This is a genomic window from Rhodopseudomonas palustris (assembly GCF_007005445.1).
In the GTDB taxonomy this organism is placed as follows: domain Bacteria; phylum Pseudomonadota; class Alphaproteobacteria; order Rhizobiales; family Xanthobacteraceae; genus Rhodopseudomonas; species Rhodopseudomonas palustris_G.
The window spans coordinates 1,179,463-1,194,261 of the sequence record NZ_CP041387.1 but is presented as its reverse complement, the minus strand read 5'-3'; the positions used below and the strand labels follow the sequence as shown (position 1 = coordinate 1,194,261).

Sequence of the window (14,799 nt, the reverse complement as noted above, 5' to 3'; positions counted from 1 at the left end):
GATGATCACCAGACGCAGCCTGCTCGCTCTCTCGGCCGCCGTGTTCGGCTCGCCCGTCGTCGGTTTCGCGGCCGACGCCTCCGATCCGTTGCCGTCATGGACGAACGGGACCGCGAAACAGGCGATCCTCGCCTTCGTCGCGCGCGTGACGACGGAGCAAGGTGCGGATTTCGTGCCGACAGCCGAGCGGATCGCCACTTTCGACAATGATGGCACGCTGTGGGCCGAGCAGCCCTATTACTTCCAGCTCGCGTTTGCGTTCGATCGCATTAAGGCGATGGCTCCGCAGCATCCGGAATGGAAAGATCACGAGCCGTTCAAGGCGCTGCTTCAAAACGACAAGGCGGCATTCGCGTCATCGGGCGAAACTGGCCTGCTCGAGGTCGTCGCGGCAACTCATGCGGGGATGACGACGGACGAGTTCACCGATGCGGTGCGTGATTGGATGGCAACCGCACGGCACCCGCGCTTCGGGCGGCCCTACAACCAACTGACCTACCAGCCGATGCTGGAGCTGCTGGCATATCTGCGCGCGAACGGCTTCAAGACCTTCATTGTATCGGGCGGCGGTGTCGAATTCATGCGGCCGTGGGTGGAGAAAGCCTACGGCATACCGCCCGAGCAGGTGGTCGGCTCGTCCGGCGTCGTGAAATTCGAGACTGATGCCACCGGCAAGCCGCGCTTGAACAAGCTCACCAAGGTCGAATTCGTCGACGACGGCCCCGGCAAGCCGGTTGGCATCAACCGGTTCATCGGGCGCCGGCCGATCTTCGCATTCGGCAATTCGGACGGCGACCTCGAAATGCTGCAATGGACCGTCGCCGGCGCCGGCCCGCGGTTTGCCGGGCTCGTCCATCACACCGATGCCGAACGGGAATATGCCTACGATCGCCAGTCCAAGATCGGCAAGCTCGACAAGGCGCTCGATGCGGCGGCCGCGGGTGGCTGGACGGTCGTCGACATGAAGAACGACTGGAGCCGGATCTTTACGGAATGACGCCCGCATCGATCGCCCGGGCCGGCGATCCGGGGTGGTCTCCGCGCAACTATCCGGCGCCGGTTTTGGCGCAGGCGTGACAACGGTCAGAGGCTGACCAGGACACATCGGAACGTGGCATGTCGCAATATTCGCACCGTATCATCGGCGGATTGGCAGCCGTAGCGCTGCTGGCCCTCCAAGGCCCGCAAGCAGCATCGGCCGACGAAGGGGGCATCAGCTTCTGGGTCCCTGGCTTCTTCGGCAGCCTTGCAGCGACACCGGGCACGCCAGGCTGGTCCTGGATCTCAATCTACTATCACACCGATGTCAGCGCAGGCGCCGGCATGCAGTTTCCCCGGGGCGGACGGGTCGACGTCGGGGTCTCCGGCAAGGGCGACCTCGGCCTGTACGGCCCAAGCTACGTGTTCGCAACGCCGGTTCTCGGTGGCCAATTGTCCGCGACCCTGATCGGCGTTGCGGGCCGCAACCAGGCGGCGGCTGAAGCGTCGCTGAGCGATTTCTCCGGCCGCACCATCGCGCTCGGCCGGACGCAGGATCTCACCTCATACGGCGACGTGATTCCGCAGATCGCGCTGAAATGGAACGTGGGCGTCAATAACTTCATGGTGTATGGCACCGGCGACATTCCGGTCGGCGACTACGACCGGCACCGCCTCGCCAATCTCGGCATCGGCCACGGCGCGATCGACTTCGGCGTCGGCTACACCTATTTCAATCCACTCGCCGGCAACGAATTCTCGGCGGTCGCGGGTGCGACCTACAACTTCAAGAACACATCGGCGAACTACCAGAACGGCGTCGACTTTCACGTCGACTGGGGCGCGTCGCACTTCCTCACCAAACAACTCCAGCTTGGGCTGGTCGGCTATTACTTCCAGCAGATCAGCGACGATTCCGGCGCGCGGGCGCTGCTTGGCGGGTTTCGGTCGCGTGTTGCCGGCGTCGGACCGCAGCTCGGCATCCTGTTTCCGGTCGGCGACATGCAGGGTTATCTGAACCTGAAGGGCTACAAGGAGTTCGCCGCGCAGAACCGGCCGGAAGGCTGGAACGCCTGGCTGTCGTTCGTCGTATCGCCCGCACCACCGCAGCCGGCAGCCGCGGGGCCGATGCCGCGAAAGCCTTGAAGCAATGGCGGCGGCTCGAACCGCGGCCTCCGGGAGAGTCCGCTCACACCCTGATCTCGACCAGCGGGATCTTCGGAATGGCGCCGGCCGCGAACGCCGAAAGATCGACTTCGAGGTAGTCGGTGTCGAACCGCACCGGCACGTCGAACTGAAAGCCCGCGGTCACCGCTGCACCGGATGGCGGCTGATGGCCGGGCGCGAAGCTGACGATGCCGGTGGCGGGATCGCAGCCGAACGCGGCGGCCGCGGCTTCGACGCCGCCGACCGCAACGCGGACGGTGCCGGCGACCGGCTTGGTGATCGTGCGCACATAGGGCGCAAAGCCGGCGCCGTAGGTCTTGACGAGCTGATAGCTCGTGCGCGAGCCGTCGCCGATGCCGATGCCCTGGTCGAGCGGCGACACCGGCGCGCCGGGTGCGGCCGAACTGCAATCCAGCCGGTCGCGCCAGCGGAAGCCGGTGAGCGGGCCGCGGCGCTCCTCGAAGAACGCGACCACCTGCTGCAGCGCTTCGAACGTCTTGACGCCGTAGCCGGCGTCGTAGCGCCGCCGCGAGTCCGCCCAGCGCGCGTTGCGCTGTTCGCGGCCCGAGCCGAAGCCGACGATCTCGGTGCGCCGCTCCGGCCCGCCGGCGCTTTTCAACGCGACGTCGAGCGGGAACAGGATTTCGTGGAAGGGGGTCATGACTTGCGCACCAGGAATCAAATCGATCCACACTCGCCGTCATTGCGAGGAGCAGGCTCGCAATGACGTGGATGAACGGCTGTCGGCTCAAAGCCCGCGCTGGCCGCGCGCGACGGCGCGGGCGATCTGGCCGGTGAGATAGGTCTCGGAGCGGCGGAAGCTGTCGGCGTCGGGCGTGGCGATCTGGATGTTGACCGTGGTGGCTCCCCCGCTCGAAGCGACCCCGAGCCGGCCGTCGGCGCCGCGCGCCAGCGGCAGGATCGCCTCGGGGCCGGCTTCACCGGCGAGGCCGACGCCGCCGCCGAGCATCGGGAAGTAGGTCGGGGTGCCGATCACCCCACCGGCCGCAAATGGCTTGATCGCGCCGTCGGCGTTCTTGGCGGTCGCGCCGCCGAACAGCCCCGAGAACAGGCTGTCGAAGCCGCCGGCAAGGCTGGTAGTCAGCGGCTTCAGCGCCGCCTTCAGCGCGAGGTCCGAGACCTTCAGCGCCAGCGACTTCAGCACGTCCTCGAACTGCTTGCCGCCGGTGACCGCCTGCGAGAACGCCGAGGTCATCGCCCGCGCGAAGCCCTTGGCTTCGCTGCTCAGCGCCTGGGTCTTGGTGGTGAGCTGGTCGACCTTCTGAGTCGTCTCCTCGACGCAGCCGCAGTCGCATGTCTCGTTGCCGTCGCCCGTCATCACGCAAGTTCCTCGTGATCCGGATAGCGCCGCATCAGTTCGTCGAGCGCGGCGCGGCCGAGCGGCGGTGTCGCGCCGCCGCGCAGGCCGGCGATCGCGGCGGCGAGTTCGCGCGGCGTCATCCGCCAGAACTGATCGGGCGGCAGCCGCAGCACGCCGAGACCGAACTGCATCGCTTCCGCCCACGGAAACGGCGTCACGCCGCCGCCTCGCCGAACGTCGCGGCCAGCAGCTCGGCCGCGATACTGGCGTAGCCGGCGGCGCCGCCGCTCACCGTCATCGCCGCGACTTCATCATCGCGGACCGCCTCGCCGGCGCCGCGCAGGCCCGCGGCGATGATCCGGACCAGATCGCGCGCCGACAGATGCCCGCTGCCGAAGCGCTGCGCCAGTGCGACGAGATCGGTGGCGGCGAACGCGGCTTCCAGCTCGGCGAGCGCGCCGAGGGTGAGCACCAGCGTGCGGGTCCGGCCGCCGAGTTCGGCTTCGATTTCACCGCGATGTTTGTTGGCCATGCTATCCTCTCACAAGGCGACGAAGCCGAGCGCGCCGGCGCTCTCCAGCGTCAGGTCGAAGGTGACTTCGCCGTTGTGCTCGCCGGCGAATTCCAGGCTGGCGATCTGGAACGGCCCGGTGATGCTGCCGAAATCCGGCACCACCACCTGGCAGTCGCTGATCAGCCCGCTGAAGAACGCAGTTCGCACCAGCGCGTCGGAGCTGGAATCCTTGAACAGGCCGCGGCCGGAGATCGACGCACGGCGGACGCCGGCGCCGGCCAGCAGCTCGCGCCAGCGGTCGGCGGATTCGGCGTGGGTGATGTCGACCAGTTCGGCGTTGAACGCGATCTTGCGGCTGCGCAAGCCGGCGACGGTGACGTAGTTCGTGCCGTCGTGGATCTTGAGCAGCAGATCCTTGCCCTTTTGTGCGCCCATGCGCGGCTCCTGCTAACTAACTGGTTCGGTGACGGCGCGAAATCGCACCAAGGCGTGATAGGTGCGGCCGTCGGGCTCGCGGCGGATGTCGGCGAGTGCGAACCGCAGATTGACCAGGCGATGGCCGGACGGGGCGAGCGGCGCATCGTCCAGCGCCTGCAGCAGCGCGCCGGTGATGAGGTGCGCCTCCTTGTGGCCGCCCTGGCGCGACCAGGCGTGCAACGTCAATTGATGCTCCTGCGTCGGCGCATCGTCGGCGGAGACGTCGCTGATCCGCGCTTCGCCGAGGGTGACGAACGGAAACGCCGCCTCGCGCGGCGGCTCGTCGTAGATCCGCGGCCCGCCGAGCGCGGCGAGCAGCGCGGTGTCGGTGATCAGCGCGCGGTGGATCGCCGCGCGCAGCGCAACGCTGGCAGGGGTCATGTCTGCTCCGTCTCGGCGTCGATCTCGAGCAGCGCGCCGCGCTCGCGGCTGCGCCAGGCGATGATGCGATACACGCTGTCGCCATCGGCGAGCCGATGCGCGCGCGACAGCGTCACCCCGGCGCGCAGCGTGATTTTTGCGCGCAGCGCGGCGCGGCTGTCATCGGCCGCAACACCCTCGCGCGCGGCGAGCGGCACGACGCTGGCCCACACCACCGCCTGCGCCGCGTAACTCCGCGCCACGCCGCCCTGCCCGTCGTCGGTCTCGACCGGCGCCAGCAGCGTCAGCCGGCGATTCAAGCGCCCGGGATCGATCACAGCGTCACCGTGCGATAGCCGGCGATCATCGCGGCGATGCCGCCGGGCAGCACCGCGGAGCCGGCTCCGGACGCAGCATCGCCGCGGTTGTCGTACCACTGCGCCACCAGCATCCGCACCGCATGGCGCAGCGGCGGCGGGATATCGTCCGGCGCGGTGCCGTAGCCGAGTTCGAGGTCGAGCTCGATGCCGGCGACCGGGCGCCCCGGCTCCGGCAGCGCCCAGCGCGGCGACGCGATCACGCCGCCGGCGAGATCGAGCGCAAAGCAGGCGGGATCGACATCGTGCGCGGCGCCGTGCGCGTCGTAGGTCCGCACCGCGATCAGCGCCCGCAGCGGGCCGCCGCGCAGCCCGATGCGCCCCTCGCGCGGCCAGGCATCCAGCACCAGCCGCCAGCGCTGCGCCAGCAGCATCTTGCCGGTTGCGGCCTCGATCTGGCCGCGCGCCGCCGTCAGCAGCGAGGCGATCACCGCGTCGTCCACCTCGTACTCGACGCGCAGGAAGCTCTTCAGATCAGCGACGGTCCACGGCTCGGCGGCCGGCCCGGCCAGCAGCAGCATCGGCATGGCGGTTCCTCATGATGGTGATCGGCGATTGACAGCGCCGCGGCGGCGGGCGAAACGCGCCGCCATGATCCGCACGCTCACATTCGGCAGCCTCCTCGCCGCCGCGCTGGCCTCACCGGCCGCCGCAATGGTCGGCGGCGCCCCGGAGGCGACCGGCGCGCTTTCCCGCGCCCTGGTCACCATCGTCGGCTCGCGCGGCAATTTCTGTTCGGGGACGCTGATCGCGCCCGACCTGGTGCTGAGCGCGGCGCACTGCGTCGGCCCCGGCGCGGACTACAAGGTGGTGCAGTACGACGCGCAGCGGCAGCCGAGCCTGCGCGACGTCGCCCGCGTCGCGGCGCATCCGGAGTTCGACATGCGCGCCATCCTCGGCCACCGCGCCAGCGCCGACGTCGCGCTCTTGCAGCTCGCCGCGCCGCTGCCCGGCAAGGCGCCGCTGCCGATCGCGGCGCCGGACGATCCGCTCGCCGCCGGCCAGGACTTCACCGTCGCCGGCATCGGCGTCACCCGGCGCGGCGACGGCAGAAGCGGCGGCACCGCCCGCAGCGCGACGCTGACCGCGACCGGCCGCCCCGGCCGCCTGCAGATCCGCCTCACCGATCCGGCCGCCGGCGGCGGCCGCGCCGGCTTAGGCGCCTGCACCGGCGATTCCGGCGGCCCGGCGCTGCAGGCGCAGAACGACCGGCTGGTGGTCGTCGGCGTGGTGTCGTGGTCGACCGGCCCCGGCAACAGCGCCGGCTGCGGCGGCCTCACCGGCGTCACCCCGCTGACGCTGTACCGCGACTGGATCGCACGCACCGCGCAGAGCTGGGGCTCGGCGCTGGCGCGGTAGGAACGACTGGCCGTCATCGCGAGGCGGCGAAGCCGACGACGCGATCCAGAGGCTCGGTGCACGGCGCCTGGATTGCTTCGCTGCGCGCGCAATGACGGGAAAACGCCGTTGGTTAATCTTTATTAACCATAATCCCCCACCCTTGCGGCGTCTCACTCCGGAGTGCCGCCATGTTGCGTGTCGTGCTGTTACTGCTGATCGCGTTGCCGCTGGCCTGGCCCGCGCGGGCGGCCGATCTGCCGATGCACAGCAAGATCGGCAAGATCTTCGCCGAGCCGCAACCGAAGCCGCGCGGCGTGCGGCAATCGCTGGAGATGGAAAGCGGCACGCCGGTGTATGCGCCGGAGGTCGACGTGCCGCCGATCGTGCACGGTTACTACGGCAAGCCGCGCTCGTATCTGTACCGCAGCTATTACGGCACCGATCCGAACCTGATCTTCGGCCGCCTGCCCTACGCCTGCGGCTGGTACGGCTACTGCTGAGGCTGCTTCGCCTTCTGGTAGGATGGGTTGAGCGCAGCGAAACCCATCGCCCCCCCGCAATCGCGTGATGGGTTTCGCTAACGCTCAACCCATCCTACACACGACACCCTCGCCGCCACTACAGCAGCCGCACCCGCGGGCCGCCGGCATTGGCGCCTTTCACCAGCGCGGAGACGGCCCAGACCAGCGCGTCGAGCCGGTCGGGCGAGCGGCTATTCGACAGGCCGCCGGGGCCGAAGTCGCACATCTCGTCTTCGAGCAGCGGAAAGCTGCCGACGTGCTTGACCTTGGCCTGTTCGTACAGCGCCGCCACCGGCTCGGCGCGGACGTATTTGCCGCGGCTCGCCCGCACCTCGCGGATCGGCACCACCGAATCCGTCTCGCGGATCACCGCACGCACCATCTCGCCGCCCATGTTGATTTCGGCGACGATCGCATCGGCCTCAAGCCGGTGATACAGCCCCACCGCCTTGGCGGCCCAGCCGGCCGGCGTCAGCCCCTGCGCCGAAGCGTCTTCCAGCACGAAATACACGCCGTCGCCGCTGCGCCCCACCGCGACGATGCCGCAGCTGTCGGCGCCCGGCTTCGACGATGCCGGCGGATCGATCGCCACCACGATGCGCTGCAGCGGCGGCGCCTCGGCGACGCGGCTGCGTTCGATCAGCGCCCGCGACCACAGCGCGTCCGGCCGGTCCTCGATCAGATCGCCGTCCAGCTCCTGCCGGCCGAGCCGCGTGCCGGCATAGCGCGCCACCACATTGTCGAGAAACGCCGGCGACAGATGCTCGGCATTGGCGCGGGTCGGCGCCCGCGTCACCCGCGTCCGCGGATCGACCAGGAGCCGCTTGATCAGCGGCAACGGCCGCGGCGTCGTGGTGATCAGTTGCCGCGGCCGGGAGCCCAGCCGCAGCCCGAATTGCAGCATGTCGAAGCTCGCTTCGGCGTAGCGCCATTTCGCCAGTTCGTCGCACCACGCCGCCTCGAATTGCGGGCCGCGCAAAGAGTCCGGATCGTCGGCGGAGAACACCTGGCCGACCGCGCCGTTCGGCCACTCCAGCCGCTTGCGGGTGGCGATCCATTCCGGCCGCTCGGCGCGCGGCGAGATCCGTAAGAGGCCGGATTCGCCCTCGACCATCACCTCGCGGGCGTCGTGCCAGCTCTCGCCGATCAGCGCGATCCGGCCATAAGGCCGCACCGCATAAGGCGGCGTGCCGGCGACCAGCGCCCGCACCCATTCGGCGCCGGCCCGCGTCTTGCCGGCGCCGCGGCCGCCGAGCATCAGCCAGGTGGTCCACGGCGCGCCGTTGTTGCCGGCCTCTTCATGCTCCTGATGCGGATGCGCGAACACCGCAAAATCATGCCCCAGCGTCGCCAGCGTCCGCAGCCCGGTCGCGCGCAGAAAGCTCTCGGTCAGTCCCGCCGCGGACAAACGCCTCAATGCGGCGCGCAAGCTCCAGACGGAATCCATCGGCATCGGCGGGCATCTCGTCATCGGCGGCGCTGAGCGCCCGTTCGGGATCGCGAAGCTGGCGGACCTTGAACAGCGTCTGCGTCAGCGCCGCCAGCGTGCGGGCGATCCGCTCGGCCTCGACCGCGCGGTGGCCGCCGAGCGTGGTGTCCTCACGCAGGTTTTCGACCTTGCGCAGTTGCTGATCGACCGCGAGTTCGAGACGAAGCGCGAGCAGCGCGGGATCGGGCGCCTGGCCCAGCGGCTGCTCGCCCGGATCGGGCTCTGGCACGACCAACTCGGGCTCGGGCGCTGGCGCCAGCGCCGGTGCCGGTCCCGGCGGCGCGGCGGCCGCGTCGGGGTCGGCGGCGCGCGCCTGCTGCAGCATGTCGGCCGCGGCCACGCTCATCTTCAGCGTCTCTGGTAGCGGGCGTGGCGGCCGGTGCTTGCGCAGCGGCCAGCCCAGCTTCGCCGCGAGCCGCTCCAGCGTGTTGCGATGAACGCAGAAGTCGGCGGCGATATGCTCCAGCGTCTCGTCGCTCTCGACATAGCGCCTCCGCAGATTCTCGATCGCCTCCGGCGTGAAGCCGCGTGACCGCTGCTTCGGCGGCTGCCGCGCCGGCGCCGCAAACCGCGGCCGCGTCCAGCGCGGCTTCCAACCCTGCTCCTCCGCCAGCTTGCCCAACGTCCGCCGGCTGATGCCGAGCTGCGACGCCACGGAATTCAGCGGCAGGTCGGTGGTCTCATACAGCCGCTGCCCAAGCGCGACGACCTCGGCGGTGAGGCCATGCACGAGCTGCGGCGGAGATACAGGATCGTCGGTCATGACGGCTCCATGGGGGGCATGCGGCGGTGGTCTCCGAGCGCGATCGCCTCAAGACTGACGGCGCGGCGCGGCCTGGCTTGTCACGCTCCCGCGGTTCCCGGCCGGCGACCGAACGGCCCTCGAATTGATAGTGCAGAACGATACTATACGGCCCTGATGCGGAAACATCAGGCTGTATCGGGCATCCACGCCTTGCAGCGCCAACCGGCGGATAAGTGAGCGTCGGTTGCCACAGCCGAAAAGCGTTGCCATGCTTGCTGCCAGCCGCACCGCCACCGAGGCGACCGCAGCGGCGCGCACGAACTGGGCGCCAGCCATGACCACGATGAGCTACAAGGACTACACCGCCACGGTCGAATACGACGCGGACGCCGAGATCTTCCACGGCGAAGTCGCCGACACGCGGGACGTCATCACCTTTCAGGGCAAATCGATCGCTGAAATGAAGAAGGCGCTCGCCGGGTCGATCGAGGATTACCTTGCGTTCTGCAAGGAGCGAGGCGAGGAGCCTCGTTAGGCCGTGCCCACCCAATTTGCGGTGTTCGTCATGGCGAAGCTGGAGAACGACGGCAGGCTGCAGTGGGTGAGCTCTTCGGTCGCTTCCATCGACAAATCCGCCTTTGGACGAGATTCACACAACTTGGAGAAGGCAAAGGGAATCGCATAGGTTTTGGCGTACTCGATGCAGTTGAATTGGAATGAAAATGACTGAGCGAATTGCGCTTAAACGGCTTACAGATTCAGATTTGACTTTCTTCGAAGCGATGTTCCGCAAGCTTAACGCAGGCAATCAGAAAGCCATCAATCTGAATGCCGACATCTTCATCGAAAAATTCTATCCCATTCTACCTGCACTCAAGTCCTCCCCGAACGATGTTATTCCGGTGACACTGACCATTCTGGGGCCGAAGGGCGTTGGGCCCCACGTTATCTCCCGGGCGGTGACGAAGCGGCAGGCATACAAGAACTGGCGATTGAACGGAGAGTTCGTTCGAGACCCTGAAGACGAACCTGGGCGTTATGACGAGCTGCTAGCTGGCGATCTCGCGCTCTTCGAGTTCTTTGGCGATCCTCGTCCCGAGCGCGTGAGCCTACTATTGATCTCTGCAAACGATCCAACTGATGCAGATCTCCATCATGCGCTTGCGGGTCTTGTCCCGGGCGGCCGCAAGACCATGATTGAGCTGTCAAAAAACGAGCTATCGGCTTCCGTGGGATCCGCACCGGCGGCGCACCCTGTATGGCAGTTTACCTTCGACCCCCAATTGGAGGGTGCGCTCGAAGACGCAGCCTCGGGAGGGTTCGATGGCATTGAAACGCTGAGAAAGAAAGCCAATCGCAAATTTTCTGCGGAAGAGATTTCCAAATCCCGCCGGCTTGCGGAGGAAATTGGCCAAGATGGCGAAGAACTGGCTTGGCTGCTCCTGCAGCAACAGAAATCAGCCGGCACCCTAAATTCCATTGAATGGAACTCCCGCACCAACGCCATCGCACCCTACGACTTCTCCGTGACCGATGCAGCCGGCTCGGCGATACTCATTGATGCAAAGAGCACGGCGGGATCGTTTGATCGCAAGTTTCACATCTCCTATGCTGAGCTGCTAGAGGCAGCAAACCACCCTCGTTACGATATCTGGCGCATATACGACATCACTCACGAAGGCGCGAAAGTCCGCATTGCGGAGAACGTGGGTTCGTTTGCGAAAACAATTATCTCCAGCCTTACACTCCCAGACGGAGTAACTGCAGACAGCTTTTCGATCAGCCCAACAAAGCTGAGTTGGGGCGTCGAACAGCAAATCGAGCGGCTAGGGTCGACCGAAGATTGATTTGACTACTCTGCAGCTAACATCGGCGCGGCGAACCTGGAAAGCGCCTCACCCAAGGTTTTCATCATCTCCATAGCGAGTTGGCGCGCCATGACCGGCGGAACAGCATTTCCTATCTGACGAAAGGCAGGATTCATCGTCCCGGCAAACACAAACCCATCGGGAAACGATTGCAAGCGAGCCGCCTCTCTGACCGTGATCACACGTCCTTGGCTACTATCATAGTGAATATGGGAGTACGTATCCTTGCCGAGATGGGCCATCAACGTACGCGAAGGAGCGTTGCGACGCAGCTTCCACCAACGATTGGGGAACTTGCTGGGGTCGTAAGGCGGCACCATAGCAAGCTGGAGCCGTTTCCATTCAGCGCCCCCCATTTTCAGCTTCCTCCGGTGGGCCTCCTCCTCAAATAGCTTCTTGGCCACCCGGTGCGCCGCTGGATATTCGTCCCCTTCCCGCATGGCTTCAAAAATTGCGGTGTCGCGTGGAAGGAATCGAAGAACATGGTCGTAAACACCGTCCCTCGACTCAAAACCTTTCCACGATCGCATTTCCATTGCGAATTCCGATAATTCACCACTCGCCTGCTCTTGGTATCTCGATAGCTCAGTAAAGCGTCTGGCCCCTCGCTTTAGTTTTCCTTCCTTGTGAAGAGTTATAGGAGGGAGATCACCGATAGCCTCACCTGCTGTCACCGCCGGCGGCAATTCCGGACTTCCTGTATCTGGAGTGACATACGCGTTACCCTCAAACATATTGATATGCTTCAACGCAACAGATCTGGTCCCCGCATAGCCAGAAGGAAGCTGGCAAAAACGCGAAGCTTTGGGAAACCGGATGTCGGCTTCGATTGACTTATGGAACGCGAGAAGGAAGACGCGATCCCGCATCTGGGGCACCCCATGGTGCGCGCTGTTCAACAGAGAGTAGCGAGCCTCATAGCCCATAGCGTCGAGCGCTTCGACAATCTCTTGTCCTATATTGTGGCCTCCGTAGTTCAGAATGTCTGGGACATTCTCCATCAGAAGGGCAATTGGTTGCAGCCGCTCGACGTAATGGAGATATCGCAGGTAGAGGTTCGCACGAGGATCGATCTTAAAAGCCTGTGGGTGTTCGGCGACCTCCCGCAGCTTCGCCCGCCCCACCCGAGCGTAAGCCTGACAGGGGGGCCCACCGACGATCAAATCAAAAGCTAGCTTTGAGGGGCCGAGGCCAAGATCACTCGTGAGATCATCTGGATCAATCTTCGTGATATCGCGCGCAACAGCCTGTCGCTCAATGAGCTCAGGTGCCTGCCCCTTATAGAAGTTAATCGCATGCGATCGAGCAGCAAGCTCGTCTATCTCGACAGAGGCGGCGATTTCATATCCGGCCGAATGAAAGCCGAGGCTGAGCCCCCCGCAGCCAGAAAACAGGTCGAGCACCCTCGGCCGAGCCTCAGGATTCGACGCCAGCCTTGAAACCTTAGCAGCAATCGCCTTTGGCACCCTCATAAATCGCTCTCCGAACTCGACAGGCAGTGGCGAAGAAGAGCCCGAAGCACATCCGAATCCTTGGTTTCGCACTCCCATATAACATGCACTTTCCAGCCCATGTCACGGAGCACCCCTAGGACCCTCGCATCGCGTGCGACATTCCCTACGAATTTTGCCTGCCAGAACTCTGATCGGGTTTTGGGGTTGTAAGCGAATTTGCAACCGGGATGGCGGTGCCAGAAGCAGCCATGCACAAAAATTACAGTCCGAAGGCGGGGCAGGACAATATCCGGCTTTCCCGGCAACCGGGAACTGTGGAGACGGAACCTGTAACCCATGCGATGCAGCGCACTGCGAACCGTCAACTCGGGAGTTGTGTTGCGCGAACCAATTCGCGCCATGTTGGCACTTCTCGCGCGATCGACTTCGTTCACCTAGATCTCGTCCTCGTTAGATCATCCCCCAGAATCGAGATTCGCGACCATTCTCCGCTCCGAAATGCAACAAGAGTTTGGACAATTAGGCTGATCGCCGATTGCTCTTTCACGAACCTATTGCTCCGTCGCGACCTTCCCCAGCTTGATGGCGTGCAATCCTGGCTAGCGCCGCCGATGCGCTTGGTCGTTCCAGGAGCACGACAACCATAGCGCGGAATAGGGATCGCGCAGCACCCGCCCGCCCTGGCGAATGACGATCAGAGCGACGCGGCAGAAGTTACCGAACGTGATCGGAAGCGCCTTGGCCGGGATGCCCGGAATCCTCTCGACACTGGCTTACCGGACCGGCGGCTCGGCTGGCTGATCGAAACAAATTCGCCGACCGCCCCACGTCCCCTCATTTCGGCTTGAACGTCCCATCATCCAAAAACGAAAGGCACATGCCGGCGTCGCCGGCTTGTGGAAACCATTTCGAGGATGCGATCGCTTCGAGCTGCCGGCGCGCTTCCACTGGCGCGACCGCAAGCGTCAGCTTTGCGGCCTGAAGCCGCACCTGAATATTGGGGTATTCGAAAAGGCTGAGAAGCGCGGTGCGCTGGTCGCCGTCGCGCGCCTTCAACTCGTCCGCAATCTCGGCCATCACGCCGAACAGGCGATTGAACCTCGCGATCTGGTTGCCGAGCAAGGCCTCGTCCTGTCCGACCACGATCTTCGCAAACAGAGCCACAAGCTCAGGCGTCGCCATCTCGTGAAGATCCTGCTTCCTCATGGTTCCAAGACTCCAAACATCCGCAGCGCTCTTAACCCCACTTTTCGACGCGTTTCCCAATCCTTGCCACGGAGGAACTTCCTCGGAGACAAGCCGTCAAATTCTGTGCTTCGCGCGGAATACCATCCAGTGATTTGATAATGCTTCAGTCGCGGGATGCTGACCAGATTTGAAGGATCATTGATCTGCGCCCAGCTATACCCATCCAGCTTCGCCGCCGTCACCTCGTTGATGTGGTGGACATCATAGCCTGGGCGCGCTTGCCCCACACCATTCATGAGCTCCTGTAGCGGCTTGGGGGTGTCGCGCGCAGCCAGAATGACATCGTTCCAATCACGCAGCCATTCCACACTTCGCATCGAACCTTCGTAGAGCGCTCCGGCAAGACCTGCGTTTCGGGCGAGCCAATCGGCTGCCGCTCGGAAATACGTCGTCCGTTCTGCACTCCTGCTGGGCTTCGTCTGTGGGATCTCCGGCGGCTGTTCTGTGGGCGTACCCGGATCGGGATCGCTTCCGACCGGAAGATCACCGGCAAGGAGAACGCCAGTTCGGATCCGTCGCTGGGCGGCAATACCGAATAGACCGGGATACTCTCTACTGGCTTCCGGTCCCGCGACACCTCCCACTCGTGCCGCGTTGCGGATATTGCCTAACTCGCTCGGAGACCGCCAGCCGCCACCATCTCTGGTCCATTGACCGCCATCCGGGTTGCCTGCAGGCACCCGCGGCTGGTTCGGACTGTACTTGAAGGCAAGTGCAGGAAATGCTTGCACAGGATCCATGTCCCGCGCCAGGAAACGCGAGACATCCTGGCGCACCCAGCGATCACCGTTCGGGTTCAGCCACCGCTTTTGCTGATGGCGTAGCCAAGCATCGTCTTGTCCAGACATGCGAGTCGTCCATTGCCGGCTATCAACGCTGAAAGGAACGACGCTGTGGCCACAGGGCGTGTCTCGTAGAGCGGCGAGCGCCAGACATTGC

At 65.1% G+C, this 14,799-nt stretch carries 20 protein-coding genes; 6 read left to right on the top strand and 14 right to left on the bottom strand.

Going from position 1 to position 14,799, the window contains the following annotated elements; genetic code table 11:
* The first annotated feature begins 1 nt into the window (after nucleotide 1).
* Together FLL57_RS05460 and FLL57_RS05455 are read left to right on the top strand one after the other, a co-directional pair.
* Nucleotides 2–997 (top strand): HAD family hydrolase, encoded by a 996-nt coding sequence (locus FLL57_RS05460; protein WP_142882337.1) that lies wholly within the window; start codon nucleotides 2–4, stop codon nucleotides 995–997.
* A 119-nt stretch (nucleotides 998–1,116) separates the two neighbouring features.
* Nucleotides 1,117–2,124, top strand: coding sequence for a SphA family protein (locus FLL57_RS05455; protein WP_142882336.1), 1,008 nt, complete (start codon nucleotides 1,117–1,119; stop codon nucleotides 2,122–2,124).
* 43 nt (nucleotides 2,125–2,167) lie between these two features.
* On the opposite strand, the gene FLL57_RS05450 is transcribed toward FLL57_RS05455, so the two are convergent.
* The 8 genes from FLL57_RS05450 to FLL57_RS05415 form a co-directional block, all read right to left on the bottom strand.
* Nucleotides 2,168–2,806, bottom strand: coding sequence for a TIGR02217 family protein (locus FLL57_RS05450; RefSeq protein ID WP_142882335.1), 639 nt, complete (start codon nucleotides 2,804–2,806; stop codon nucleotides 2,168–2,170).
* Between the two features lie 87 nt (nucleotides 2,807–2,893).
* Nucleotides 2,894–3,484 (bottom strand): phage tail tape measure protein, encoded by a 591-nt coding sequence (locus FLL57_RS05445; protein WP_142882334.1) that lies wholly within the window; start codon nucleotides 3,482–3,484, stop codon nucleotides 2,894–2,896.
* A complete protein-coding gene (locus FLL57_RS05440) occupies nucleotides 3,484–3,684 on the bottom strand; it encodes a rcc01693 family protein (protein WP_013503293.1) in 201 nt (66 codons plus the stop codon). The genes FLL57_RS05445 and FLL57_RS05440 overlap by 1 nt, the downstream gene beginning before the upstream one ends.
* Nucleotides 3,681–3,998 carry a gene transfer agent family protein gene (locus FLL57_RS05435; protein WP_013503294.1) on the bottom strand — a complete coding sequence of 106 codons (318 nt, stop codon included), beginning with the start codon at nucleotides 3,996–3,998 and terminating at the stop codon, nucleotides 3,681–3,683. The genes FLL57_RS05440 and FLL57_RS05435 overlap by 4 nt, the downstream gene beginning before the upstream one ends.
* A gap of 9 nt (nucleotides 3,999–4,007) precedes the next feature.
* Nucleotides 4,008–4,415: a phage major tail protein, TP901-1 family gene (locus tag FLL57_RS05430; protein ID WP_142882333.1), complete on the bottom strand. Its 408-nt coding sequence runs from the start codon at nucleotides 4,413–4,415 to the stop codon at nucleotides 4,008–4,010.
* Between the two features lie 12 nt (nucleotides 4,416–4,427).
* Entirely contained in the window at nucleotides 4,428–4,838 is a 411-nt protein-coding gene (locus FLL57_RS05425) for a DUF3168 domain-containing protein (protein WP_142882332.1), read from the bottom strand.
* Nucleotides 4,835–5,155: a head-tail adaptor protein gene (locus FLL57_RS05420; RefSeq protein WP_142882331.1), complete on the bottom strand. Its 321-nt coding sequence runs from the start codon at nucleotides 5,153–5,155 to the stop codon at nucleotides 4,835–4,837. The genes FLL57_RS05425 and FLL57_RS05420 overlap by 4 nt, the downstream gene beginning before the upstream one ends.
* Nucleotides 5,152–5,721, bottom strand: coding sequence for a head-tail connector protein (locus tag FLL57_RS05415; protein WP_142882330.1), 570 nt, complete (start codon nucleotides 5,719–5,721; stop codon nucleotides 5,152–5,154). Before FLL57_RS05415 ends, FLL57_RS05420 begins: the two co-directional genes overlap by 4 nt.
* A gap of 64 nt (nucleotides 5,722–5,785) precedes the next feature.
* Between FLL57_RS05415 and FLL57_RS05410 the strand changes: the two genes are divergently transcribed.
* Both FLL57_RS05410 and FLL57_RS05405 read left to right on the top strand, forming a co-directional pair.
* Nucleotides 5,786–6,553, top strand: coding sequence for a S1 family peptidase (locus FLL57_RS05410; protein WP_142882329.1), 768 nt, complete (start codon nucleotides 5,786–5,788; stop codon nucleotides 6,551–6,553).
* Between the two features lie 170 nt (nucleotides 6,554–6,723).
* Nucleotides 6,724–7,035: a hypothetical protein gene (locus tag FLL57_RS05405; protein WP_142882328.1), complete on the top strand. Its 312-nt coding sequence runs from the start codon at nucleotides 6,724–6,726 to the stop codon at nucleotides 7,033–7,035.
* 118 nt (nucleotides 7,036–7,153) lie between these two features.
* Here FLL57_RS05405 and FLL57_RS05400 read toward each other — a convergent pair whose 3' ends face one another.
* Nucleotides 7,154–8,314, bottom strand: a complete 1,161-nt coding sequence (locus FLL57_RS05400; protein ID WP_142884170.1) for a DNA-packaging protein — start codon at nucleotides 8,312–8,314, stop codon at nucleotides 7,154–7,156.
* 76 nt (nucleotides 8,315–8,390) lie between these two features.
* On the bottom strand, nucleotides 8,391–9,308 hold the full coding sequence (locus FLL57_RS23270; RefSeq protein WP_185966188.1) for a hypothetical protein: 918 nt from the start codon (nucleotides 9,306–9,308) through the stop codon (nucleotides 8,391–8,393).
* A gap of 250 nt (nucleotides 9,309–9,558) precedes the next feature.
* Between FLL57_RS23270 and FLL57_RS05390 the strand changes: the two genes are divergently transcribed.
* A complete protein-coding gene (locus FLL57_RS05390; protein WP_013503303.1) occupies nucleotides 9,559–9,825 on the top strand; it encodes a type II toxin-antitoxin system HicB family antitoxin in 267 nt (88 codons plus the stop codon).
* Nucleotides 9,826–10,012: 187 nt separating this feature from the next.
* The gene (locus tag FLL57_RS05385) at nucleotides 10,013–11,137 is read left to right on the top strand and encodes a protein NO VEIN domain-containing protein (RefSeq protein ID WP_013503305.1); all 1,125 of its coding nucleotides are present in this window, start codon (nucleotides 10,013–10,015) and stop codon (nucleotides 11,135–11,137) included.
* A 5-nt stretch (nucleotides 11,138–11,142) separates the two neighbouring features.
* Here FLL57_RS05385 and FLL57_RS05380 read toward each other — a convergent pair whose 3' ends face one another.
* The 4 genes from FLL57_RS05380 to FLL57_RS05365 form a co-directional block, all read right to left on the bottom strand.
* Nucleotides 11,143–12,630 (bottom strand): DNA cytosine methyltransferase, encoded by a 1,488-nt coding sequence (locus FLL57_RS05380; protein ID WP_013503306.1) that lies wholly within the window; start codon nucleotides 12,628–12,630, stop codon nucleotides 11,143–11,145.
* Complete coding sequence (locus tag FLL57_RS05375; RefSeq protein ID WP_013503307.1) at nucleotides 12,627–13,046, bottom strand: very short patch repair endonuclease; 420 nt, start codon at nucleotides 13,044–13,046, stop codon at nucleotides 12,627–12,629. The genes FLL57_RS05380 and FLL57_RS05375 overlap by 4 nt, the downstream gene beginning before the upstream one ends.
* A 400-nt stretch (nucleotides 13,047–13,446) precedes the next feature.
* Nucleotides 13,447–13,818 (bottom strand): DUF2019 domain-containing protein, encoded by a 372-nt coding sequence (locus FLL57_RS05370; RefSeq protein ID WP_013503308.1) that lies wholly within the window; start codon nucleotides 13,816–13,818, stop codon nucleotides 13,447–13,449.
* Entirely contained in the window at nucleotides 13,815–14,708 is an 894-nt protein-coding gene (locus tag FLL57_RS05365) for a hypothetical protein (RefSeq protein WP_013503309.1), read from the bottom strand. The genes FLL57_RS05370 and FLL57_RS05365 overlap by 4 nt, the downstream gene beginning before the upstream one ends.
* Between the last annotated feature and the right edge of the window lie 91 nt (nucleotides 14,709–14,799).